Annotated in this window: 23 protein-coding genes; all 23 read left to right on the top strand. The window is 27.7% G+C overall.

The genetic code is table 11. The annotated features are described in order from the left end of the window. Positions 1-199: 199 nt before the first annotated feature. Positions 200-1,879, top strand: a complete 1,680-nt coding sequence (locus EIH23_RS00380) for a ribonuclease J (RefSeq protein WP_195250821.1) — start codon at positions 200-202, stop codon at positions 1,877-1,879. Between the two features lie 114 nt (positions 1,880-1,993). After that, complete coding sequence (locus tag EIH23_RS00375) at positions 1,994-2,329, top strand: YlbF family regulator (protein ID WP_122638223.1); 336 nt, start codon at positions 1,994-1,996, stop codon at positions 2,327-2,329. A gap of 19 nt (positions 2,330-2,348) precedes the next feature. Continuing rightward, complete coding sequence (locus EIH23_RS00370; protein ID WP_122638222.1) at positions 2,349-2,636, top strand: DUF503 domain-containing protein; 288 nt, start codon at positions 2,349-2,351, stop codon at positions 2,634-2,636. A 101-nt stretch (positions 2,637-2,737) separates the two neighbouring features. Then, positions 2,738-2,965, top strand: coding sequence for a CD1290 family small acid-soluble spore protein (locus tag EIH23_RS00365; RefSeq protein WP_122638221.1), 228 nt, complete (start codon positions 2,738-2,740; stop codon positions 2,963-2,965). A gap of 53 nt (positions 2,966-3,018) precedes the next feature. Continuing rightward, positions 3,019-4,170 (top strand): D-alanyl-D-alanine carboxypeptidase family protein, encoded by a 1,152-nt coding sequence (locus tag EIH23_RS00360; RefSeq protein ID WP_122638220.1) that lies wholly within the window; start codon positions 3,019-3,021, stop codon positions 4,168-4,170. 265 nt (positions 4,171-4,435) lie between these two features. Then, on the top strand, positions 4,436-5,641 hold the full coding sequence (locus EIH23_RS00355; RefSeq protein WP_122638219.1) for a dicarboxylate/amino acid:cation symporter: 1,206 nt from the start codon (positions 4,436-4,438) through the stop codon (positions 5,639-5,641). 189 nt (positions 5,642-5,830) lie between these two features. Beyond that, positions 5,831-6,421 (top strand): site-2 protease family protein, encoded by a 591-nt coding sequence (locus EIH23_RS00350; RefSeq protein ID WP_122638218.1) that lies wholly within the window; start codon positions 5,831-5,833, stop codon positions 6,419-6,421. A gap of 26 nt (positions 6,422-6,447) precedes the next feature. Beyond that, positions 6,448-7,173: a segregation and condensation protein A gene (locus tag EIH23_RS00345; protein ID WP_122638217.1), complete on the top strand. Its 726-nt coding sequence runs from the start codon at positions 6,448-6,450 to the stop codon at positions 7,171-7,173. 4 nt (positions 7,174-7,177) lie between these two features. After that, a complete protein-coding gene (gene scpB / locus EIH23_RS00340; RefSeq protein WP_122638216.1) occupies positions 7,178-7,726 on the top strand; it encodes an SMC-Scp complex subunit ScpB in 549 nt (182 codons plus the stop codon). Between the two features lie 677 nt (positions 7,727-8,403). After that, a complete protein-coding gene (gene ytfJ, locus EIH23_RS00330; protein WP_164488935.1) occupies positions 8,404-8,835 on the top strand; it encodes a GerW family sporulation protein in 432 nt (143 codons plus the stop codon). A 94-nt stretch (positions 8,836-8,929) separates the two neighbouring features. Beyond that, on the top strand, positions 8,930-9,382 hold the full coding sequence (locus EIH23_RS00325) for a MarR family winged helix-turn-helix transcriptional regulator (protein WP_122638214.1): 453 nt from the start codon (positions 8,930-8,932) through the stop codon (positions 9,380-9,382). A 185-nt stretch (positions 9,383-9,567) separates the two neighbouring features. Then, positions 9,568-11,649 carry an alpha-galactosidase gene (locus EIH23_RS00320; protein ID WP_206425630.1) on the top strand — a complete coding sequence of 694 codons (2,082 nt, stop codon included), beginning with the start codon at positions 9,568-9,570 and terminating at the stop codon, positions 11,647-11,649. Between the two features lie 4 nt (positions 11,650-11,653). Then, on the top strand, positions 11,654-12,694 hold the full coding sequence (locus EIH23_RS00315) for a LacI family DNA-binding transcriptional regulator (protein ID WP_122638213.1): 1,041 nt from the start codon (positions 11,654-11,656) through the stop codon (positions 12,692-12,694). A gap of 15 nt (positions 12,695-12,709) precedes the next feature. Next, positions 12,710-13,636: an alpha/beta hydrolase gene (locus EIH23_RS00310; protein WP_122638212.1), complete on the top strand. Its 927-nt coding sequence runs from the start codon at positions 12,710-12,712 to the stop codon at positions 13,634-13,636. A gap of 335 nt (positions 13,637-13,971) precedes the next feature. Then, a complete protein-coding gene (melB, locus tag EIH23_RS00305; RefSeq protein ID WP_122638211.1) occupies positions 13,972-15,339 on the top strand; it encodes a melibiose:sodium transporter MelB in 1,368 nt (455 codons plus the stop codon). Between the two features lie 186 nt (positions 15,340-15,525). Next, the gene (locus EIH23_RS00300; RefSeq protein WP_122638210.1) at positions 15,526-17,481 is read left to right on the top strand and encodes a beta-galactosidase; all 1,956 of its coding nucleotides are present in this window, start codon (positions 15,526-15,528) and stop codon (positions 17,479-17,481) included. 209 nt (positions 17,482-17,690) lie between these two features. Continuing rightward, positions 17,691-18,203, top strand: a complete 513-nt coding sequence (locus tag EIH23_RS00295) for a nitroreductase family protein (protein WP_122638209.1) — start codon at positions 17,691-17,693, stop codon at positions 18,201-18,203. After that, the gene (locus EIH23_RS00290) at positions 18,204-18,869 is read left to right on the top strand and encodes a Crp/Fnr family transcriptional regulator (RefSeq protein WP_122638208.1); all 666 of its coding nucleotides are present in this window, start codon (positions 18,204-18,206) and stop codon (positions 18,867-18,869) included. Positions 18,870-19,027: 158 nt separating this feature from the next. Further along, on the top strand, positions 19,028-20,038 hold the full coding sequence (gene asrA / locus EIH23_RS00285) for an anaerobic sulfite reductase subunit AsrA (RefSeq protein ID WP_122638207.1): 1,011 nt from the start codon (positions 19,028-19,030) through the stop codon (positions 20,036-20,038). Beyond that, positions 20,039-20,830: an anaerobic sulfite reductase subunit AsrB gene (gene asrB, locus EIH23_RS00280; protein ID WP_122638206.1), complete on the top strand. Its 792-nt coding sequence runs from the start codon at positions 20,039-20,041 to the stop codon at positions 20,828-20,830. A gap of 11 nt (positions 20,831-20,841) precedes the next feature. Continuing rightward, the gene (gene asrC, locus EIH23_RS00275) at positions 20,842-21,810 is read left to right on the top strand and encodes a sulfite reductase subunit C (protein ID WP_122638205.1); all 969 of its coding nucleotides are present in this window, start codon (positions 20,842-20,844) and stop codon (positions 21,808-21,810) included. 219 nt (positions 21,811-22,029) lie between these two features. Continuing rightward, a complete protein-coding gene (locus tag EIH23_RS00270; RefSeq protein WP_122638204.1) occupies positions 22,030-23,193 on the top strand; it encodes a galactokinase in 1,164 nt (387 codons plus the stop codon). A 31-nt stretch (positions 23,194-23,224) separates the two neighbouring features. Further along, complete coding sequence (gene galE, locus EIH23_RS00265; protein WP_122638516.1) at positions 23,225-24,211, top strand: UDP-glucose 4-epimerase GalE; 987 nt, start codon at positions 23,225-23,227, stop codon at positions 24,209-24,211. Positions 24,212-24,314 lie beyond the last annotated feature (103 nt).

The raw sequence follows: 24,314 nt of genomic DNA, 5'->3' as shown, positions 1-24,314 counted from the left end.
TATAAATAAGTTAATATACTCAGAGAATATCAAAATAATTTGCTTTTGTCAAAATAATGAATTAAATGTATTTTAAATATTACTTAAAATATAACAGGATTTGTGGTACAATGATAATAACTGGTAGAGTTCGTGATTTGATATTATAAATTTAATGTAAAGATAGATTGGAATAAGAAAATTGAATAGACAGAAGGAGATGGTGCAATTGTTCAAGAAGAACACTAATAAAATTAAGGTAGCAGCCTTAGGTGGACTTAACGAAATCGGCAAAAATATGACCGTTATTGAATATAAAGATGAAATAATTGTAATTGATGCGGGATTAAGTTTTCCAGAAGATGAAATGTTAGGGGTAGATATAGTTATACCGGATATAACTTATTTAGTAAGAAATAAGGATAAGATAAAGGGTATATTTATAACTCATGGTCATGAAGACCACATAGGAGCGCTTCCATATATACTTAAAAAATTAAATGTACCTGTATATGGATCAAGACTTAGTATAGCTCTTATACAAGTAAAATTAAAAGAGCATAAACTTAATAACGTTAAGTTAAATGTTGTAACTCCTAGACAAATAATAAAATTATCGAATATGGACGTAGAGTTTATAAAAATGAATCATAGTATACCAGATGCATTCTCTATAGCCGTACACACAGATCAAGGGATTATATTCCATACAGGAGACTTTAAGGTTGATTTAACTCCAATAGATGGAGATGTTATGGATATGCATAGAATTTGCGAGTTAAGTCAAAAGGGAGTTCTTTTAATGTTAGCAGATAGTACTAATGTCGGTAAAAGTGGATATAGTATGTCTGAAAAGACTGTAGGAGCAGGACTAGATGATTTATTTAGAAAAGGAAGCGATAGTAGAATTATAGTAGCTACATTTGCATCTAATATACACAGATTACAACAAATAATAGATATGGCTGCAAAGTTTGGAAGAAAAGTTGCAGTATCAGGTAGATCTATGGTAAATGTTGTTGGTGTAGCAAAAGAATTAGGTTATTTAGATGTTGAAGATGATATGATAATTGATTTAAATGACATATCAAAATATCAAAATAATGAGTTAGTAATAATAACTACAGGAACACAGGGAGAACCTATGTCTGCTCTTGCGAGAATGGCATGTTCAGAACATAAGAAAGTTGAAATAAAAAAAGGTGATTTAGTAATAATATCAGCTCATCCAATACCAGGAAATGAAAAATTAATATCTAAAGTTATAAATTTATTATTTGAAAAAGGTGCAGAAGTTGTATATAATGACATAGCTGATATACATGTATCAGGTCATGCTTGTCAAGAAGAATTAAAGCTTATGCATAGATTAGTAAGACCTAAATACTTCATGCCAGCTCATGGTGAGTATAGAATGTTAAAAAAACATGGAGAACTTGCACAAGAACTAGGTATGTCTGAAAAGAATGTATTTGTTATGCAAGTAGGGGAAGTATTAGAATTAGATAGAAACAATGCATCTGTGACAACACGTATACCAACAGGTAATGTATTAGTTGATGGCCTTGGAGTTGGAGATGTTGGGAATATAGTATTAAGAGATAGAAAACATTTATCAGAAGATGGATTAATGATAGTTGTTGTAACTATATCTAAAGAAGATGGAAAAGTTTTAGCTGGTCCAGATATAATATCAAGAGGATTCGTTTATGTAAGAGAATCGGAAGATTTAATGGATGGAGCTAAAAATATAATAAAAGATGTTTTATTTGAATGTGAAGAGAAAAATATAAAAGAGTGGGCTTATCTTAAAAATAATATAAAAGAAAATTTAAAAGAATACTTATATCAAAGAACTAAGAGAAATCCGATGATACTTCCTATAATTATGGAAGTATAAATAGAAATAGGCATAGATTAAATCTATGTCTATTTTTTTATGGTAATATATCATAAATTTAAGTAATTAAAAATAGAATATATAATACTAGGAGTTCATTTGTAGGAGGTATTTATGAGTGTATATGAAAGTGCTACAAAGCTAGCTAGTGAGATAAAATTAAGCGAAGAATATAAATCATTTAAAAAAAGCATGAATGAGCTTAAATCAGACTCTAAAAGTGAAAGCTTACTAAAGGAATATAAAATGAGCCAAATGGAGTTACAAAGAAGTCAGGTTCAAAATAAATCTTTAGATAAAAAAATAGTTAGAAAAATTGAAACTATAGAAAAGAAAATAAAAAAAAATAAAAAAGTATATAATTATTTAAGAGATGAGCAAGTTTTAGTTAATATGATGAATAATATTAATATAATACTGTCGGATGCAGTAGACAAAGATTATAAATAAACAAAGGAAGTGAATCTTGATGAAAATATTAATTATGAAAGTAAACCTTAGAGCTAGTTGGGTACATTCATTAAAAGAAAAAAGAATGGTAGTAAAAAGTATTATAAGTAAACTTCAGAATAAATTTAATATATCTGTTTGTGAGGTTGAAAATCAAGATTTACATCAAAGAATAACGATTGGTATATCAAAAGTTGACTTATCATACAGTCAATGCGATTCATCTATAGAATATATAGTAAGATATATAGAAGAAAATACAGATGCAGAAATTATAGATATAGAGGATGAAATAATAAATTATTAAAAAAATCCGTGTAATTTAAGAAAATTTTATTAAGTTACACGGGTTTTTTGCGTTAATTTAGTGAAAAATAAGCATATAAAATTTATATAGGAGGATATAATATGGAAAATAGAAAAATTAATAAAAATGCAAAAATAGCATTAAAACAAGTAAAATTTGAAATTGCAGCTGATTATGGTATGAATCAAGAGGATGTATTTGATATCATAGAAAATGCAAAGTCTAATGGAGTTTTAAGTAGATATTTTAGCGAATTAGAGAATAAAAAGGATTTAGCAAGTAGATTATGTAATACAGCAAGTCAAATACCCCCTAGTCATTTAGAATAAAAAATAGTAACGGTGAAAGACTAATCTTAAATACAAATTAAGAGGTGACATATATGAAAAAAATATCTAGTATTATACTAGCTATGGTACTTATACTTACATCAAGTAGAATATCCTTTGCAAATGGAGACAATACAAATATAAGTATATCATCTAAATCAGCAGTCTTAATGGATGTAGGTAGTGGACAAGTACTTTATGAAAAAAATTCACATGAAAAACTACCTCCAGCTAGTGTTACTAAGGTTATGACAATGCTATTAATTTGTGAAGCCCTAGACAGTGGAAAAATCAAATTAGATGATCAAGTACAAGTAAGTGAGGTTGCATCTGGGATGGGAGGAAGCCAAATTTTCTTAGAACCAGGAGAAACTCAAAGTGTAGATACTTTACTTAAAGGAATAGCAGTAGCATCTGCTAATGATGCTTGTGTTGCTATGGCAGAATATATAGGAGGCAGTGTAGAGTCTTTTGTAGATATGATGAATAATAAAGCTAAAGAGTTAAATATGAAAGATACTCATTTTGCAAACACAAATGGATTACCAATAGATAACCATTATACTTCTGCATACGATATAGCTATAATGTCTAGAGAACTTTTAAAACATGATATAATAAGTAAATATCTAACAACATGGATGGATTCAGTAGTAGTAGGTAAAAAGCAAGCTACAATAGGTATTGCAAATACAAACAAGCTGATAAAACATTATCAAGGAGCTACTGGTGTTAAAACTGGTTTTACACAACAAGCAAAATATTGTTTATCAGCATCAGCTAAAAGAGGAGACACACATTTAATAGCAACAACACTTGGAGCGGAAACATCACAAGAAAGATTTAAGGATGCCTCAAGTCTTTTAAATTATGGATTTGCTAACTATGAAAGTGTAAAACTTTGTTCTAAAGATGATAAAATATCAACTTTAACTATGGAAAAAGCAGAAGATGATAAAATAAGCTTAGTTGCTAAAGAGGATTTATCTGTACTTATTAAAAAAGGTGAATCAAAAGAGTTTACAAAAAAAATAAAAGTATATGAAGATAGAAAATTACCTATTAAGGAAGGTACAGTTTTAGGAGTTGTAGAGGTTTACAAGGGAAAGGATAAAATTGGAAAAATTGAATTAGTTAACAATAAAGATATAAATAAAGCTGGTTACTTAAAAATGTTACAAAGAGTTATAGATAATATGTTATAAAATTAACAAAAAATAAATTAAATAAAGGTAGTGTAATTTAAAATAACTTTAAATTACACTATTTTTTGCGATAAAAAAATAGTAATTTTTAGAATAATTAGAAAATAACTTAAATTCAAGAAATAATAGAACTTTAGGAAGTATTGTCTAAAAAATAACAAAAAACTGTTGACTAAAATGGGAAAATTTATTAATATAGTCTTGCAAGGGTTTTCCTTGCAGAGGAGTTATAATATTTTAGGGAAATATTTTAGGAGGAGTAATTATGAAAAAGAAGATTGGACTAGTTCCAAAGTTGATCATGGGTATTATAGCAGGTATACTTATAGGTCAATTTGCACCAGAAGTTTTTGTAAGAGTATTAGTAACAATGAGTAGTTTATTTTCAGCATTTTTAAAGTTTGTTATACCTTTTATAATAATAGGATTTGTAACAGCTGGTATAGCTGACTTAGCTACTGGAGCAGGTAAGTTATTAGGAATAACAACAGGTATAGCATATGGATCTACAATAATAGCAGGTATTATAGCATTTACAGTTGCATCGACTGTGTTCCCATCGTTTATAGATCCAAGTGTTGCAAGTAAGATTGGAGACCCAGAAGCAGGAATGCTATCGCCATTTTTCACTATACCATTAAGTCCAATGGTAGATGTAACAGCAGCAATAGTATTTGCATTTACAATGGGACTAGGAATATCAGCTTTAAGAAATAAAGGTAAGGGAGAAACTTTATTTAATATATTCCAGGAATTTCAATCTATAGTAACAATGACTTTATCTACAGTTATAATACCATTACTACCTATATATATAGCAGGGACATTTGCTAATATAACAGTTGCAGGACAAGTATGGAGTATACTAGCTGTGTTCTGGAGAGTATTCTGCATAGTTATACCATTACACTTATTATACATATCATTCCAATTTATAGTAGCTGGAATTATAGCGAAGAAAAATCCTTTTGTTATGATAAAAAATCAAATACCAGGATATCTAACAGCAGTAGGAACTCAATCTTCTGCAGCTACGATACCTGTAAATGTTGCTTGTGCTGAGAAAAATGGTGTAAGTAAAAGTATAAGAGAATTCTGTGTACCTTTATGTGCAACTATACATTTATCAGGTAGTATAATATCTGTTACATCATTTGCAGTAGCAGTACTTATGATGAATAATATGGATAGAGGCGTATCAACACTACTACCATTTATACTAATGTTAGGTATAGCTATGGTAGCAGCACCAGGTGCACCAGGAGGAGCTATAATGAGCGCATTACCATTCCTTCCTATGATAGGTATACCATCTGATGGTGGATTAGCAAGTTTAATGATAGCTTTATACTTAACTCAAGATAGTTTTGGAACTGCAGCGAATGTATCTGGGGATAATGCAATAGCTGTAATAGTAGATCATTTTAATAATAAATTAAATAAAAATAAAGTGAAAAAAAGGGTATCTTAATTAAGAGTACAATTGGGGGATTAAAATAAGAAAAGCCTATTTGAGATAAATTTATCTTGAATAGGCTTTTTTCGTATACATGAATTTAGTATAAATTATTAAAACTTAAGTGAATTTATAAATATTTTGATTATATGTTTAGACATGTTATAATAGTAGTATTAAATATAAAAATAGGAGAGATAAGGCATGAGTTTTTTCAGCAATATATTAGTTATGTTAGTGGCTGTTGCGATAGCATTGTCAGTTCATGAGTTTGGTCATGCAGTTGCAGCATATTTACTAGGTGATAATACTGCAAAGGCATATGGAAGATTAACACTAAATCCAGCTAAACATATAGACCCAATAGGATTAATAGCTTTATTAGTTTTTCATATAGGTTGGGCAAAGCCTGTACCTGTTAATCCAAATAACTTTAAAAGTTATAGATGGGGAAATGTTATAGTATCATTATCTGGAGCAATCGGTAATATACTAGCAGCTATAGTTGCAGTAATAGTTATGAAGAATTCACATATGTATGCAATATATGCTATTGCATCTAAAACCCTAGCATTCAATGTAGCATTTGCAGCATTTAATTTACTTCCAATACCACCTCTTGATGGATGGGGAGTTATATCAGGATTTATACCTTTAAAATGGAGTGAATTTGTTTATAAGTATGAAAGCTATGGTCAATTAATACTATTACTTGCTATATTTACAGGTACTTATACTATAATATACTCACCTATATATAATGTAATAGCAGGTATAGTAGGGATATTTATATAAGTAATTAAATCTTAAGAGGTAGCTAAATGAAATATAACATACATTTACAAGTTTATGATGGTCCACTAGATTTACTTTATGATATGATATCTAAACAAAAAATAGATATAAAAGACATATCTATAATAGAAATAACTAGACAATACTTAAGTTATTTAGAAATGTTAGATAAGATGGACTTAGAAATAACTAGTGAGTTTATAACCATGGCATCAAAGCTTCTTCAAATAAAATCAAGGTACTTATTATATAAGCAAAAAGATGATGAGGAAGAAGAAGATCCAAGATTAGAATTAATGGAAAAGTTAGAAGAATACAAAAAATATAAATTAGCGGCAGAAGATTTAAAAACTAATGTAACTGATTTAAGTGAAGTATTCTATAGAAAAAAAGAAGAAATAGTAATAGATGAAAAGATAGATCTTGAGGATATATCAATAGATGCAATAAAAATGATCCTTCCATATATCTTAAAAGTAAAAACTACAACTGAAGATATTGAAGATAAGGATGAAAGATTAAATAAAATTGTAAAAGGAAGAATTGTTTCTGTTGAAGAAAAGATGGTATATATAAGGGAAATTATTAAAGAAAAAAATAATATTCATTTTACAAAAATAATTGAAAATTGTGACAAAAATGAGATAATAGCAACTTTCTTATCAATATTAGAACTTATAAAAGCAAAAGAAATAACAGTAGAACAAGACATATTCTTTGACGACATTTTAATTAAAAAAAGCGCGGAGTGATAAGATGAGACGTGAGGATATAAAGCATATTATAGAATCAGTAATGTTTGCATATGGAGAACCAATTAGTATAAAAGAGTTAAACTCTATAATAAATGAAGAACTTTCTCCAAAAGAAATAGAATATATGTTACATTCTTTAAAGGAAGAATATAAAGAAAGTAATAGAGGTATTCAGATTATAAAACTAGAAAGTAAGTACCAGATGTGTACAAATAAAAAATATGCAGACTATATAAAAAAAGTCCTTGAACCTAAGAGAAAGAAAACTCTAAGCCAGGCAACATTAGAAACTTTGACTATTATAGCCTACAAGCAACCAATAACAAAGGTTGAAATAGAGGATATAAGAGGTGTAAAGTGTGATAAGGTACTTCAAACTCTTTTAGAAAACGAACTTATAAGAGAAGCAGGAAGGCTAAATAAAATAGGAAAGCCTATAATATATAAGACTACAGACGAATTTTTAAAATTAATTAATATAGAGAGATTAGAAGATTTACCTCCTATAGAAAATTATGAAAGTATTGAGATTCAAAATATAAATGAATAATTAGGAAATAGCTTAAAACTAAAATTTAAGCTATTTTTTTATGCAATAAATTCTTATAAAAAGTATATATAAGTACATTTTAGAAAATAATAGTAACATGAAATATAATGAACTATTTAATATTTATGTAGTTATAATTTTAATACTTTCAATTATATATATCATTTATAAATCGAAACTTAATATAATATTCTCAATAGATATACATAATAGTGATTTTTTAATAAATTTAAATATAAAGTATTTATTTAACTTATTAAATATTAATATACAAATATATCCCCCTAAAAAAAGAAAAACTAAAAATAAAAAAAGAAATAGTAAAAAAGAAAAGGAGAAAATTAAAAATAATAAATTTAAGCTTTTGAAAAATGACATAGTAGGTATTTACATATTAGCAAAGCATATAAAACTAAAGGAATTCTATTCAGATATAAGATTTGGAAGTGAAAATATTTATTTTACTTCATTTATATACGTATTTATAAATAGCATTTATGGAATCTTAATAAATATAATACAACCACAAAAAGTATATTTAAATTGTAGTCCATGTTTTACAGAAAGTTATGCAAAAGTAAATATAAAAATACATATAGCTCCTCATATAAAAGAACTAATTAAAATAGGTAGAATTTTGTTTAAAATTTATAGAAATAATAAGGATGGTGTTAATAATGAGAGCAACAGGTTCAATACAAAGTCTTATGGAAACAACTCTTGAAACAATTAAAGGTTCTATAGATGCTAATACAATAGTTGGTGATCCTATACAAGCAGAAAATACTGTAGTTGTACCTATTTCTAAGGTGACTATAGGCTTTGGTATAGGTGGAGGTGAGTATTCAAAAGGATACGATAAAAGAAATGATAGTAAAGTTGATAGAGAAATAAATGACACTAATTTTGCTGGAGGAAGTGGAGGAGCTATTTCTGTTCAACCAGTTGCATTTGTAGTTGTAGAAAATGGAGAAACTAGACTTATGAGCCTAGATGATAATATAAACTTAGTAGATAATATATTGACTATTACACCTAAAGTTATAGAGAAAATACAAAAAATATCTAAGGACAGAAGTAGTAAGAATGATAAAATAAATAAAAAATAAATTTAATTTAAAAAATACTTTTTATAGAGTATAATAAAATAGTATAATGACATCTATAAATGAAATTTAGATAATTTGGCACTGGGGTGAGTATATGTCTGAAATAAATTTAGCACAACTGCTTTTACAAGACGTTGAAATATTTAATAATATGTTGAAAAATATTAACAAAGAAAGATCTAGAGAAACTAAAACATTCACAGAAAGACAATTTTTTGTTATGTTAAAAATATATAAACATAAAAAGATGGAGCTCAAAAACTTAAGTAAAGAACTAAATGTATCTACATCTAGTTTATGTATCTTATTAAATAAATTAGTAGAACAAGGTTATGTTTATAGAAAAGAAGATAGTAAAGATAGAAGAAATACTTTTTATGGAATAACTGATTTTGGAGAAGAAACTATTAATATAGAAATGCAAACAATATCTTTAATAATAGAGTCAAAGTTTAAAAAGCTAGATTTACAAGATAAAAGAATTTTAATAGAATCTTTACAAAATATACAAAGTATTGCTGATAAGTATATACTAGTAAATCAATAGATTAAATATAAAAGGATTATGTTGAAATTATTATAAATTTAAACATAATCCTTTTATATTTAGTAATATACAATAGTAAAAAAAAGTAAAAAATAAGTAAAAATAGGAAATCGTTATTGTAATGATAAATTCTATATGTTACTATGAAATTAATTAAAATGAGATAATTGTTAGGGGGAAATATAGTGATAAAAGTCAATGAATCAAGTAAAATATTTAGTTTAAATACTAAAAATACCCAATATGTTTTTGGAATAGATAATGAAGGTCTACTAAGACATTTACATTGGGGGAAAAAAATAAATAATGAAGATGAATTAGATATTGAAATATTAAATGAAGTTTCAACAAATGATCCAGTATATGAAATTACTCCAGAGGAGTTTCCTGTATACGGTGGATTAAGGTATAAAGAGAACTGCCTAAAAGTTAAGTTTGCTGATGGTACTCGTGATATAGTCTATAAATATGAAGGTTATGAGATAGATAATGATAAATTAATAATTAAATTAAAAGATAAATACTATAATTTAATTATTAATTTATATTATAAGGTTATAGAAAAGCAAGATTTAATAGAAAGATGGGTATATGTAAGTAATAATAGTAATGAAGATATTGTTATAGAAGAGATATATAGTGCGCAATTACATATACCATATGAAAACTTAAGATTTTCAAATACTCATGGTCACTGGGCTGCAGAACAACAAAAATTTACTCAGAACGTTAGCTATGGTAAAATATATATAGAAAATAGAAGAGGTATATCTGGACATAATCATAATCCATACTTTATACTAGATAAAAATGCAACAGAAACAAGTGGAGAAGTATTTTTTGGAGCACTTAGATTAACAGGTAATTTTAAAGGTATAATTGAACAAACTGCTTATGGAGAAACCTTAGTGCAAATGGGATTAAACCCATATGATTTTGAACTAAGTTTAAAATCAAAAGAAAGTTTTACAACACCATCTATAATTTGTGGTTATAGTGATTGTGGATTTGAACGAATGAGCCATAATTTACATAATTTTACAAAAGAAAATATTTTAAGAAAAGGTCTTAGACCTGTTCTTTATAACTCATGGGAAGCTACAGAGTTTGATGTTAAATGTGATGAACAAATTAAACTTGCAAAGGTAGCTAAAGAAATAGGAGCAGAACTTTTTGTAGTGGATGATGGTTGGTTTGGAGAAAGAAATGGAATACATAATGGTTTAGGCGATTGGTATGTAAATGAGGAAAAATTCCCTAATGGTTTAAATCAGCTTATAGAAGAAGTTAAAAACTTGGGAATGAAATTTGGTATTTGGGTAGAACCTGAAATGGTAAATCCATTATCAAAGTTATATAAAGATAACCCTGATTGGATATATAGTTTTGATAATAGAGAAAGAACTACTTCAAGAGGTCAGTATGTATTAAACATGACTAAAAAAGAAGTTAAAGAATATGTGTATAATACGTTAGATGAATTATTATCTAATTATGATATAGATTATATAAAATGGGATGCTAATAGACCTATATCTGAGCCTGGTGCTAAAAATTTAGGTGATAATGAGAAAAACTTATGGTATGAACATATACAAGCAGTATATGATATAGTTAAAAATCTTAAAGAGAAACATAAAGATGTTTTATTTGAAGCATGTGCATCTGGTGGAGGAAGAATTGATTATGGTATACTAGGTATATTTGATGATTTTTGGACAAGTGATAATACTGATGCTTATGATAGGTTATTTATACAACATACTTACTCTCAAATATATCCAATAAAAGCTATGAGATCTTGGGTTACAGACTGTCCTAACTTCTTATCTCAAAGAATAATACCTTTAAGATTCAGATATCATAGTGCGATGATGGGAACATTAGGTATTGGATCAAATATATTAAAGTATAGTAAAGATGAAATTGAATTATCTAAAAACATGATAGAAGAATATAAAAACATACGTCATATTGTTCAAGATGGTGATTTCTATAGGTTAGAAAATACATCAGAAAATGACTATCATAACTTTGAATATGTAAATGATGATGAAGCTTTATTATTTGTGTTTTTACCTCAAAGTAAAGTAGGACATAGACCAGTTAGAATAAGACTTAGAGGGTTAGAAGAGGATAAAATGTATGAATTTAAATATAATGGTGAAATGATAGTTAAGTCTGGAGCTTATTTAATGAACTATGGTTTAAAAATACATTTAAGAGGAGATTACCAAAGTGAATTAATTTACTTAAAAAGGAGGTAGTTAAGTGGCTACGTTAAAGGAGATTGCTAACGCTGTAGGGGTGTCTGTAGGAACGGTGTCTAGAGTTTTAAATCACGATAGCACTATAAGTGTTGGAGATGATACTAAGATAAAAATATTTGAAGTAGCAGAAGAAATGCAATATAAAACCTTAAAACAAAGGAAAACAAGTAGTAAGATAAAAAATAATAAGCTTAGAGTTGGTATTGTTGAAATGTATAATCATAGTCAACAACTTCAAGATCCATACTATCTACTTCTTAGAAGTGTTGTAGAGAAAGAATGCTTTGATAATGAAATAGAAGTTGTTAATTTATATAAATATGATGAAAATGAGTATAGATATATAAGTGAAGAAATTCTAAATGGAATAATTGCTATAGGAAAATTTACTAAAAGTGAAGTTTCTATGCTTAATGATATTTGTGAAAATATAGTATTTTTAGATTCTTCTCCTGATGAGCAGATGTATGACTCTGTTAAGGTGAATTTTAAGTTAGGAACACAAAAAGCTCTAGACTATTTAATAGAACTTGGACATAAAGAAATTGGGTATATAGGAAGTTCTAAAACACTAGATGACAAAAAAGAAAAAAATCTTGATAATAGATTAAAATTCTTTATGGAATATACAAAATCTAAAGGACTATACAAAAAAGAGTATATATTAGATACAAGAGAAATGACTGCAATGGATGGATACGAGGTTGTTAATAACTTTATAGAAAATGGCGAAAATATGCCGACTGCATTTTTTGTAAGTACAGATACCATTGCAACAGGTGTATTAAAAGCTTTATATGAAAATAACATAAGTGTACCAGATGATGTTAGTATAATAGGATTTAATGACTTAATTGCATCTCAACATACTATACCACCGCTTACGACAGTAAGAGTACATATAGAAAATTTAGCAAGTGCATCAGTAGATTTGATTTTAGAGAAGATAAATAAAAATAGAAAATACTGCAAAAAAGTAATAATACCAAGTGAGCTTGTAATTAGAGATAGTACAAATACAGTAAAAGTGAATATAGACTAAAAGGTGGATAACATAATGGATAATATATCAAGTGAAATATTATACAAAGATGGATTTTTTAAAGGAAATAATGATTTAGATATATACTATAGAGGTTATGCTGTCAAAGAAAGTAAAGCAACCATAATAATATCTCATGGATTTTGTGAAAGTGTAGAGAAATATAGTGAACTTATTAGATTTTTTAATGAAAACAACTTTTCAGTATACGCATTAGACCATAGAGGACATGGAAAATCAGGTAGGTTAGGTATAGATAAGCATCAGATTAATGTAGAAAAATTTAATTTTTATATAGATGATTTTAAAATATTTTTAGATACAATAGTTTTAAAACATTTAAAAGATGAAAAGTTATTTTTATTTGCTCATTCTATGGGTGGAGGAATAGGTGCATTATTTCTAGAAAGATATACTGATTATTTTGATGCAGCTATATTAAATTGTCCTATGATGGAAATTGAAACTGGAAACTATCCTCCTATATTGAGTAAGATATTATCAAATATTATATGTAAAATAGGTAAAGATAAACAATATATATTTGGTCATGGTCCATTTAGTAAAAAATCAGATTTAAATTCCTCTGGAACTAGTTGCGAAAAGCGATATAATGAATATTTTAATAAACAAATAAACTATGAACATTTGCAAACATCAGGAGGATCTTTTAATTGGCTAAATCAGTCTTTAAAAGCAACGAACCAATTGATAAAAAAAGATAATGCAAAGAAGGTAGAGATACCAGTATTATTATTTCAAGCTGGAAGAGATACCTTTGTTAAGCCAGGAGGGCAAAATAAGTTTGCTAAGTTTGCTAAAAATTGTACACTAATTAAGATAGATGACGCAAAACACGAGATATATTTTGAACAGGATAGAATTCTGAAACCTTATCTAGAAAAAGTTATTGATTTTTATAATAAAAACTTAAGTGTATAAAATAATAAATACGTAAAAAAAGAGTAGTAGTTTTAGTTATTTTAACTAATAATTATTACTCTTTTTTTATATTAAAAAACTTTATGTATTTAATTATTATAGTAAATCATGTTTAATATATACAATAATACATATTATATACAATGTAGATGTGGTAAAATTTACAAATACGTCTTTTATTTAAGTATAATTATACTTAAATAAAAGAAATAATATATAAAAATAAAAATATGATGAAAAAATATAGAAAAAATTTACTGAAAAGTATAGCAAATGTTTTCCTTTTCTGTTACTATATATATGAAAACGATTACTAATCGAAGGGGAGATTGAATATGGGTAAATTAACATTTAAAGAAAAATATTCTTATGGAATAGGAGCGTTAGGGAAAGACTTAGTATATGCAATTGTGTCTACATATTTAATGATTTACTTTACAGATGTTGTTGGTCTAAAACCAGCATTTGTAGGGACACTTTTCTTAGCGGCAAGATTATGGGATACAATAAATGATCCTATGATGGGTATGATAGTTGATAATACTAGGACGAAATGGGGGAAATTCAGACCTTGGATTTTTATAGGTACAGTATTAAATGCAGTAGTTTTAGTATTTTTATTCAGAAAGCCAGATTTAGAAGGAACTTCATTATATGTTTATTTTTCAGTAATGTATATACTATGGGGAATGACTTATACAATAATGGATATACCATACTGGTCAATGATACCAGCATTATCAAGAAATAAAGAAGAAAGAGAAGAGGTTTCAGTTATACCGAGAATATTTGCAAGTACAGCTTGGTTAATAATAGGAGCACTTGGTATTTGGATAGTAAAAGTACTTGGTGGCGGAGATGCAGTTAGAGGGTATGGTAAGTTTGCATTTATAATAGCTATTATATTTGTAATTTCAAGTTTAATAACTTGTATCAACGTAAAAGAGAGAACTGAAACACCTAAGAATGCAGAAAAAGTAACATTTAAGCAAACGTTAAACATAATAAGAAGAAATGATCAATTAGTAGTATTTATAGGTATAGTTTTAGGTATGAATTTAGTAATGCAAATTTCAGGAGGAACGGCTATATATTACTTTAAATATGTAACAGGAGATGAAAATTTATTCTCATTCTTTACTACATTTGCAGGTTTAGCTGAGATAGCTGGATTAATGTTATATCCTATTTTAACTAAAAAAATAGGAAGAGAAACCGTATTTAAAATAGGTGGGATATTACCAATAGTAGGATTTATACTATTATTAGTTGCAGGATACATAGCGCCACAGAATATAGTATACATAGCTATATCTGGAATTGTATTGAAATTAGGAAGTGGATTATTATTAGGTTCTACAACTGTAATGCTTGCTGATGTTGTTGACTATGGACAATTTAAATTAGGAACTAGAAATGAAAGTATAGTATTCTCTGTACAAACATTATTAGTTAAGTGTGCATCAGCTGTAAGTGGATGGTTAGTAGGAGTAGGTTTAGATATGGTTGGATATGTTGCAGGTGCAGAGCAAACTGCAATGACTATATTAGGTCTAAGATTCTTAATGGTAGGTGTACCAATAATATCAGCAATAGTTATGTGTACTATATACGTGTTTAAGTATAAATTAAATGGAGAATATCATGATAATATATTAAAATCTTTATCTAATAAAGAAAGTGAATTAAACATGGCAGAGTAATAAATGGAAAGAAAAAGATTTCATATATTTAAAAATGTATGAAATCTTTTTTCTTTTAATAAAATCATAAATATAAAAGAAAAGTAAAAATAAGTATAAAAAAATAAAAATTTTACTAAAACTATTTACAAAGAAAAGTATATTTTATATTCTTTAGATAAGAATGATAATTAAGGGGGATTTAGTATGTATTTAGGTGTAGATTATTACCCAGAACACTGGGATGAAAATATGATAGATGATGATTTGAATAATATATTAGAATTAGGTTCTAATGTAATAAGAATAGGTGAGTTTGCATGGCACATGATGGAGAATGTAGAAGGAAACTATGACTTTACATACTTCGATAGAGTTATAAAAAAAGCGAAAGAGAAAAATCTTAAAGTTATATTTGGAACGCCAACAGCAACTATGCCAGCATGGTTAGCAAAAAAATATCCTGAAGTTTTATCTGAATTTGAAGATGGAAGTAAAAGAGTTTTTGGAGGTAGAAGGCAATATTGTTTTAATAGTAGAGTTTATAATCTTTACTCAGAAAAAATAATAAGAGCTTTAGCTAGCCATTATAAAAATGAAGATCAAATAGTAGCATGGCAAATAGACAATGAGTTTGGGCATGAAGGTAGTGATGTATGTTACTGTAATGAATGTAAAAGAGAATTTAGAAATTATTTAAAAGAAGAATATAATAATGATATAAATAAATTAAATGAAATTTGGGGGACTATATTTTGGTCTCAAACATACAACGAATTTGATGAAATACCAGTTCCAGTTAAGACTATAACGACTCATAATCCAAGTCTTCGTATGGAATGGGAAAGATTTAGATCAGTAAGTATTGAAAAATATGCAAAGATGCAAGTTGAATTACTAAAAGAAATATTAGGCGAAGACTGTGTAGTACTTCATGATTTCTCTGGAGGGTATTTTGATAAAAGTTATGATTTCTCAAAGGTAGCTAAATATATTGATGTAGTAGCTTATAACAATTATCCAGTTTGGGGAGGACAAGCACAACCAATACCTCCATATGAAATAGCCTGTGGACTTGATTTTATGAGAGGTGCTAAAAAGCAAAACTTCTGGATAACTGAAGCTATAATGGGAGCTCAAGGTCATGATGTTATAGGATATCTTCCAAGACCAAGACAAGCTAAAATGTGGTCTTATCAAGGGATTGCTCATGGATGTAGCTCACTTATGTATTTTAGGTATAGAGGAGCTACAAAAGGTGCTGAGCAGTATTGTTATGGAATACTAGACCAGGATAATACTAAAAGAAGAAAGTTTTACGAAGTTCAAAGTTTATTTAATGAAATGAAGGAAAATGAAGAATTAGTTGAATCAAAAGTAGAAGCTAAGGTTGCTATAGTATATGATTATGAATCAATGGCATCCTTTAGAATTCAACGACAAAGCTTTTTAATGAATTATAAAAATGAAGTATATAGAATGTATAGACCATTTTATGAAAATAATATAAATATAGATGTTATACCATCTGATTCAAGTTTTGACGAATATGATATTTTATTAGTTCCAGTTATGATAGTTCATAAGCCTGAGGTTCAAGCTAAGATGAGAAAATTTGCAAAAGAAGGGAAAACTGTAGTATTAAGCTTTAGAAATAGTGTAAAAGATTATTATAATAATTTAACGTTAAATGAATTTAATCCAACTAATTTTACTGACTTTATTGGAGGATATGTTGAAGAAATTGAATCATTCCAAGGAGAACAAAAAATAACAGTTAGTGGAGTTAATGAATTTAATGGTATAAATGGAACTGCTACAGTGTTTAGAGATTTAATCAAAACAACTTCTGCGAAAACTTTATTTAACTATGATGATGAGTTCTTTCCAGGATTAGCGGCAATAACGTTAAATAATTATGAGGGTGGAAATGTTTATTACATAGGTTCTGGTGTTGATGAAACTATAATGGATAAATTAGTTGAAAAAATATTATCTGACTCTAATATAGAGGTTATAAAATCTCCTAAAGGAGTAGAAGTAGTAAAGAGAACAGTAAATGATGAAGTTAAATATTTTATTATGAACCATACTGATAAAGTTCAAACTTTAGGAAATATAAACTTAAAGCCATATGATGCTTTATTAGTTGATAGCATATAGAAAAAAGTAGGTACTAGTTAAGCTAGTACCTATATTATTATATATAGATATATAAAATAATATTTATATATATTTAAGTTTATATTAAAGTATAGTATATATAATATTAAAAACATTTAATATAATTATAGTTATATTAAATTGTGGATTTAAAAAGAATATTAACAGATTTATATAAATATAGAATATTATAAAATTTGGAGGATGAAATGTTAGAGGTTATAAGAAATAGACGTTCTATAAGAAAATATAACAATAAAAAAGTAGAAGAAGAAAAGGTAAAAGAAATTTTAAAAGCTGCTATGCAAGCTCCATCATCAAAAAATTCAAGTCCATGGGAATTTATAATTGTTGATGATAAAAATTTAATCGAAAATTTATCTAAAACACATCATAGGGCTAAGCATATAAATGTAAGTCAAGTCTGTATAGTAGTATTGGGTAACAAAGAAAGGTTTATAAAGGCTGGAAAGTGGATACAGGATTTAGGCGCATGCACTCAAAATTTACTTTTAGAGGCTGTTAATCAAGGATTAGCATCATGCTGGGTTGGAGTATTTCCTAAAAATAAAAGAGTTGAGTATGTAAGATCAATTTTAAATTTGCCAAATAAGTTTGTTCCATATGCATTAATTCCTTTAGGATATAGTGATGAGAAGGTTGAATTTATAGATAAATTTGATGAAAGCAAAATTAATAGAAATTTATATAAAGGTGTGTAAATGGAAAATATTCAAGTATTTAAGGATATTAAAGATGAAAGTAAGATTGAAATTAGCAAGATATTAAGTGAGCGGGTTTTAAAAAGAAAAGAAATTTTATTCAATGAAAGAGATGAATTAGATAAGTTATATTTTTTAAAAGACGGAAAGATATCTATTTTTAAAATGAATGAAAGTGGAGAAAGAAAAATAATATTTATTCTTAAAAAAGGTGAGATGATAAATGAGATACTTATAGATAATATAAAAACATCCTCTATAGGATGTGAAGCATTTGAAAAATCAACTATATTAGAATGTAAAACTTCTGATTTTATAAAAATTATGAAAAATGACTTTAACCTTACTAAAAATATTATGCTTCATATCCAAAATAAAAATAGACGTTTATATAGACAAGTTAAAAATTCTATTTCAATTCGTATTGATAAAAAATTGGCAGCTAAACTCTATCGATTGGGAAGAGAATTTGGTATTGAAAAAGGAGAATGGACTCTTATCAATATGAATCTAACAATTACTTATATAGCAGATATGTTAGGATGCAAAAGAGAAAGTTTATCTAGAGCGATGAAAGTATTGCAAGATGAAGATTTAGTAAGGGTAGATGGTAAGAAAGTATATGTTAGAAAAGAAAAACTTTCTACATATTTTAAAACGACATAATATATGAGCTACTTTGTAACTGATAGTAAATATTTAAATTGTATACTTTATTATTGGTTATGGAGTGGCTTTTTATTTTACAAATTGTGATATTTATCACAGACTTTTTATAAGTGAAGATGTTAATATTTATTTAACAAAGTCTAGGAGGAATATCTATGAAAATAAGATTAGATAAATCAAGTTTTGATGATGGATTAAAATTATTACAGTCAGAGTATAAAATACTAGCTCCTGTAACGACATCATTCAAAGGAACTTATTCAGATACGGATTTAACGAAATATGAAGAAATTAATAGTATAGATCAAATTGATTTTAATAAGAAATCAAATTTCTCAGCAAAAGAAGTTATACTTCCGATAAACCAAGTTCTTTTTTATTTTACTGAGAAAGAATATAAGGAAAGTGAAGTAGAAGATAAAAAATTACTTGTATTTTTAAGAGCATGTGATTTAAACGGAGTAAAAAGATTAGATGAAATATATCTTAATAATGGAATTGAAAAAGATTATTATTATAAGAGAATAAGAGAAAAAATAAAGTTTATTCTTATAGGATGTAAAGAAAGTTTTAGAAATTGTTTTTGTGTAAGCATGGGATCTAATAAAAGTGATGATTACTCAATTGGGTTAAGTATAAGAGAAAATGAAATATACTTAGACATAAAAGATGAAGAGCTTAATGTATTTAAAGGTAAAGAAACTGATTTTGTAATTGATTATGTTAAAAATAACACAATATCTGTAGAAATACCTGATAATTTAGAGTCTATAGCCATAGCTAAACATCCAATGTGGGATGAATATGATTCTAGATGTATAGCTTGTGGTAGATGTAATTTTGTATGTCCAACATGCTCATGTTTTACAATGCAAGATATTTTTTATAAAGAGAATGAAAATGTAGGTGAAAGAAGACGAGTATGGGCATCTTGTCAAGTTGATGGTTATACAGATATGGCAGGAGGGCATTCTTTTAGAAAAAAACAAGGAGAGAGAATGAGATTTAAAGTTATGCATAAAATACATGACTTTAATAAGAGGTTTGGGTATCACATGTGTGTAGGTTGTGGAAGATGTGATGATGCTTGCCCACAATATATATCATTTTCTGAATGTATAGATAAAGTAAATGAAGCTATATCAGTGAAAGAGGAGGTAAAATAAATGAATCCATATATACCAGTTTCTTCAAAAATAATAGACATAATAAAACATACAGATATAGAGTGGACATTTAGGGCTAGATGCAATACTGAAAACGTGCTTCCTGGAAAGTTCTATGAAATATCGATACCTAAGTATGGAGAAAGTCCTATATCAGTTTCAGGATACGGAGAAGATTATATAGACTTTACTATAAGAAATGTGGGTAAGGTTACAAGTGAATTATTTAATTATAAAGTTGGAGATGACTTTTTTATAAGGGGACCTTATGGAAATGGATTTGATATAAATCTATATAAGGGAAGAGAAGTTATAGTTGTTGCAGGTGGTAGCGGATTAGCTCCTGTAAGAGGAATCATTGAATATTTCTATAATAATTTATATAAATGTAAAAGTTTTAAATTAATAGCGGGATTTAAGTCTGAAAAAGATATATTATTTAAGGATGATATAAGAAAATGGAACGATAAATTAGATGTACTAATAACAGTGGACAGTGCAGAGGACAGCTACTCTGGAAATATAGGATTGGTAACTAAGTATATACCTAATTTAGATATAGAAGATATTGATAATACTTCAGTAATAGTAGTAGGACCTCCTATGATGATGAAGTTTACAGTAGGAGAGTTTTTAAAACGAGAATTAGATGAAAGTAATATATGGGTTTCTTATGAAAGAAAAATGTGCTGTGGAGTAGGTAAATGTGGACATTGTAAGATGGATGATACGTATATATGTATAGATGGACCTGTGTTTGACTACTCTTATGCTAAAAATCTTATGGATTAGGAGAAGATGTTATGATAAGAGATATAAATACTAAAAAAGTAATGAAGAATGCCTATAGAATTACAAAAAATAAATATGAAACTTCTCTTAGAGTTAGAATACCAGGAGGTTGTGTTGATCCAGAAAGTTTAATGATAGTGTCTAAGATAGCAAATGAGTATGGAAATGGTCAAGTTCATATAACAACAAGACAAGGTTTTGAGATACTTGGTATAAGTATGGAAGATATGGATGAAGTAAATAAATTAATTCAACCAGTAATAGATAAGATGGATGTAAATCAAGAGGAGAAAAATAAGGGATACTCAGCAGCAGGAACTAGAAATATATGTGCTTGTATAGGTAATAAAGTCTGTCCAAAAGCACAGTATAATACAACTGAATTTGCTAAGAAAATAGAAAAAGCAATATTTCCGAATAATTTACATGTAAAGGTAGCATTAACAGGATGTCCAAATGATTGTATAAAAGCTAGAACGCATGATTTTGGTATAATTGGAATGACATTACCTTTATATGATAAGAATAGATGTGTATCATGTGGAGCTTGTGTAAAAAAATGCAAAAAACTTTCTACAGGTGCATTAAAAATGGAGAACTATAAAATTATAAGAGATCATGATAAATGTATTGGATGTGGAGAATGCGTACTTAATTGCCCTACATCAGCATGGACTAGAGATTCTAAGAAATATTATAGATTAGCTATAATGGGGAGAACAGGAAAGAAAAATCCAAGATTAGCAGAAGATTTTTTAATATGGGCAGACGAAGAGTCTATAATAAAAATAATACGTAACACATATAAGTATGTTACTGAATATATAGATACAAATGCACCAGGTAGAAAAGAGCATATTGGATATATTGTTGATAGAACTGGATTTATGGAATTTAAAAAGTGGGCACTAGACGGAGTAGATTTAGAGGATATAGTTAAAGTAAGCGAAAATATTTACTGGAATGGAATAAGATATTAATAGATTTTTACTTATACAAAAATACCTTAAGAATATAATTTTTTCTTAAGGTATTTTTTATTTGGTTAGATTAACGAAAGTAAAAAAATATACAAGTAAAAATAAGTAAAAAACTAAATATTTTTACTAAAAATGGTGAAAACGTTATTGTAAGCCTTTATTTACTGTGTTATGATTATATCATAATAATAAATAATTGGAGATAAAGGGGAGGTAAAAATGAAAAATAGAATGTTAGAAATGTTTACTAAAGTTTATGGTGAAAGAGAAGGATTAAGAGTATTTTTCTCACCAGGTAGAGTTAATTTAATTGGAGAGCATACTGATTATAATGGGGGAAATGTATTTCCTTGTGCATTAAGCTTTGGTACATATGGAGTAATAGCTTTAAGAGATGATAAAAAGGTTAGAATGTATTCAGATAATTTTAAAGATTTAGGAGTTATAACTTTTGATATAGATGAATTAAAAAATGAAAAATATCATGATTGGGCCAACTATCCAAAAGGCGTTATAGATGTATTAAGAAAGCATGGTTATGATGTAAAGCAAGGATTTGATATGGTTGTATTTGGAAATATACCAAATGGAGCAGGGTTATCATCATCCGCATCCCTAGAACTTTTAATGGCTGTTATGATGGATGAAATATTTAAATTTGACATAGATAGAGTTAAATTAGTAAAATACTGTCAAGAAGCTGAAAATAATTTTATAGGTGTTAACTGTGGCATAATGGATCAATTTGCTATAGGTATGGGAAAAGAAAAAAGTGCAATATTATTAGATTGCAATACTTTAAATTATAAGTATAGCAAAGTAGACCTAAAAGATGAAGTTATAATAATAGCTAATACAAATAAAAGAAGAGGATTAGCTGATTCTAAGTATAATGAAAGAAGAAGTGAGTGTGAAACTGCATTATCTGAACTTCAAAATAAATTAAATATAAGATCTTTAGGAGAGCTTACTGAAGAAGAATTTGAAGAAAATAAAAGTCTTATAAAAGATGAGTTAAGAATAAAGAGAGCTAAGCATGCTGTATATGAAAATCAAAGAACATTAAAAGCTGTAAATGCTTTACAAAATAATGATATAGAGACTTTCGGAAAGCTTATGAATAGCTCACATATATCTTTAAGAGATGATTATGAAGTAACTGGAAAAGAGTTAGATACACTAGTTGAATTAGCGTGGAACCATCCAGGGACTGTAGGCGCTAGGATGACTGGAGCTGGATTTGGTGGATGTACAGTATCTATAGTAAAAAAAGATATGCAAGATGATTTTATAGAAACTGTAGGAAAAGGATATAAAGATGTAATAGGATATAATGCAGATTTCTATGTTGCAAATATAGGAGATGGAACTAGAGAAATATAAATATATATTTAAAGTTAATGGAGGTAAAAATATGATATTAGTTTGTGGTGGTGCTGGTTATATAGGTAGTCATGCAGTAAGACAACTTATTGATAGAAATGAAGAAGTTATAATTGTAGATAATTTAGAAACAGGTCATAAGGATGCAATACATCCAGATGCTAAGTTTTATAATGTTGATATAAGGAATGAAGAAGAATTAGACAGAGTATTTGCTGAAAATAAAATAGATGAAGTTATACATTTTGCTGCAAACTCTTTAGTAGGAGAAAGTATGACAAATCCTCTAAAATATTTTAATAATAATGTTCATGGAACAGAAATACTTTTAAAAGTTATGATAAAACATAATGTTAAGAAAATAGTATTTTCTTCAACAGCAGCAACATATGGAGAACCTAAAAATATACCAATACTTGAAACTGATCCAACTAATCCAACAAATGCATATGGAGAAACTAAGCTAGCTATGGAAAAGATGATGAAATGGGCAGATGTTGCTCATGGAGTTAAATACATATCTCTTAGATACTTTAATGTAGCTGGAGCACATGTAAGTGGAGAAATAGGAGAAGACCATAGTCCAGAAACTCACTTAATACCATTAATACTTCAAGTACCATTAGGTAAGAGAGAGTTTATTTCAATATTTGGTGATGATTATGATACTCATGATGGTACATGTATAAGAGATTATATACACGTAACAGATTTAGCAGATGCACATATACTAGCTGTTCATAAGTTAAGAGAAGGTTGTGATAGTAACATATATAACTTAGGCAGTGGAAATGGATTTACTGTAAAAGAAATGATAGAAGCAGCAAGAAAAGTTACAGGGCATCCAATACCTGCTAAAGTATGTGAAAGAAGAGCTGGAGATCCTGCAAAACTTGTTGCAGCATCTCAAAAGGCAAGATGTGAACTTGGGTGGGAACCTAAGTTTGAAAATGTTGAAGCAATGATATCTTCTGCATGGAATTGGCATCAAAATCATCCAGATGGTTTCTTAAAATAAGACATTTTAGGGGTGAATATAAATTTCTTTCATGCAACGAAAGGTGTTGTAATTGTCAGTGAATTTATATTTCACCCCGTTTGATTATTTATTAAAAATAAGT

It is taken from the genome of Romboutsia sp. Marseille-P6047 (assembly GCF_900604535.1).
In the GTDB taxonomy this organism is placed as follows: domain Bacteria; phylum Bacillota; class Clostridia; order Peptostreptococcales; family Peptostreptococcaceae; genus Romboutsia_E.
Note: the sequence above shows the minus strand (reverse complement) of the source record. Positions and strands in the feature narration are given on the sequence as shown.

What these genes read in the sequence shown, in the direction of transcription:
- EIH23_RS00270 (WP_122638204.1), top strand. Translation starts at nt 22,030, where the DNA reads ATGAAAAATAGAATGTTAGAAATGTTTACTAAAGTTTATGGTGAAAGA.
- EIH23_RS00345 (WP_122638217.1), top strand. Translation starts at nt 6,448, where the DNA reads ATGAAATATAACATACATTTACAAGTTTATGATGGTCCACTAGATTTA.
- asrA (WP_122638207.1), top strand. Translation starts at nt 19,028, where the DNA reads ATGAAAATAAGATTAGATAAATCAAGTTTTGATGATGGATTAAAATTA.
- galE (WP_122638516.1), top strand. Translation starts at nt 23,225, where the DNA reads ATGATATTAGTTTGTGGTGGTGCTGGTTATATAGGTAGTCATGCAGTA.
- asrC (WP_122638205.1), top strand. Translation starts at nt 20,842, where the DNA reads ATGATAAGAGATATAAATACTAAAAAAGTAATGAAGAATGCCTATAGA.
- asrB (WP_122638206.1), top strand. Translation starts at nt 20,039, where the DNA reads ATGAATCCATATATACCAGTTTCTTCAAAAATAATAGACATAATAAAA.
- ytfJ (WP_164488935.1), top strand. Translation starts at nt 8,404, where the DNA reads ATGAGAGCAACAGGTTCAATACAAAGTCTTATGGAAACAACTCTTGAA.
- EIH23_RS00325 (WP_122638214.1), top strand. Translation starts at nt 8,930, where the DNA reads ATGTCTGAAATAAATTTAGCACAACTGCTTTTACAAGACGTTGAAATA.
- EIH23_RS00350 (WP_122638218.1), top strand. Translation starts at nt 5,831, where the DNA reads ATGAGTTTTTTCAGCAATATATTAGTTATGTTAGTGGCTGTTGCGATA.
- EIH23_RS00360 (WP_122638220.1), top strand. Translation starts at nt 3,019, where the DNA reads ATGAAAAAAATATCTAGTATTATACTAGCTATGGTACTTATACTTACA.
- EIH23_RS00295 (WP_122638209.1), top strand. Translation starts at nt 17,691, where the DNA reads ATGTTAGAGGTTATAAGAAATAGACGTTCTATAAGAAAATATAACAAT.
- EIH23_RS00300 (WP_122638210.1), top strand. Translation starts at nt 15,526, where the DNA reads ATGTATTTAGGTGTAGATTATTACCCAGAACACTGGGATGAAAATATG.
- EIH23_RS00355 (WP_122638219.1), top strand. Translation starts at nt 4,436, where the DNA reads ATGAAAAAGAAGATTGGACTAGTTCCAAAGTTGATCATGGGTATTATA.
- EIH23_RS00380 (WP_195250821.1), top strand. Translation starts at nt 200, where the DNA reads ATGGTGCAATTGTTCAAGAAGAACACTAATAAAATTAAGGTAGCAGCC.
- EIH23_RS00370 (WP_122638222.1), top strand. Translation starts at nt 2,349, where the DNA reads ATGAAAATATTAATTATGAAAGTAAACCTTAGAGCTAGTTGGGTACAT.
- EIH23_RS00310 (WP_122638212.1), top strand. Translation starts at nt 12,710, where the DNA reads ATGGATAATATATCAAGTGAAATATTATACAAAGATGGATTTTTTAAA.
- scpB (WP_122638216.1), top strand. Translation starts at nt 7,178, where the DNA reads ATGAGACGTGAGGATATAAAGCATATTATAGAATCAGTAATGTTTGCA.
- melB (WP_122638211.1), top strand. Translation starts at nt 13,972, where the DNA reads ATGGGTAAATTAACATTTAAAGAAAAATATTCTTATGGAATAGGAGCG.
- EIH23_RS00375 (WP_122638223.1), top strand. Translation starts at nt 1,994, where the DNA reads ATGAGTGTATATGAAAGTGCTACAAAGCTAGCTAGTGAGATAAAATTA.
- EIH23_RS00290 (WP_122638208.1), top strand. Translation starts at nt 18,204, where the DNA reads ATGGAAAATATTCAAGTATTTAAGGATATTAAAGATGAAAGTAAGATT.
- EIH23_RS00365 (WP_122638221.1), top strand. Translation starts at nt 2,738, where the DNA reads ATGGAAAATAGAAAAATTAATAAAAATGCAAAAATAGCATTAAAACAA.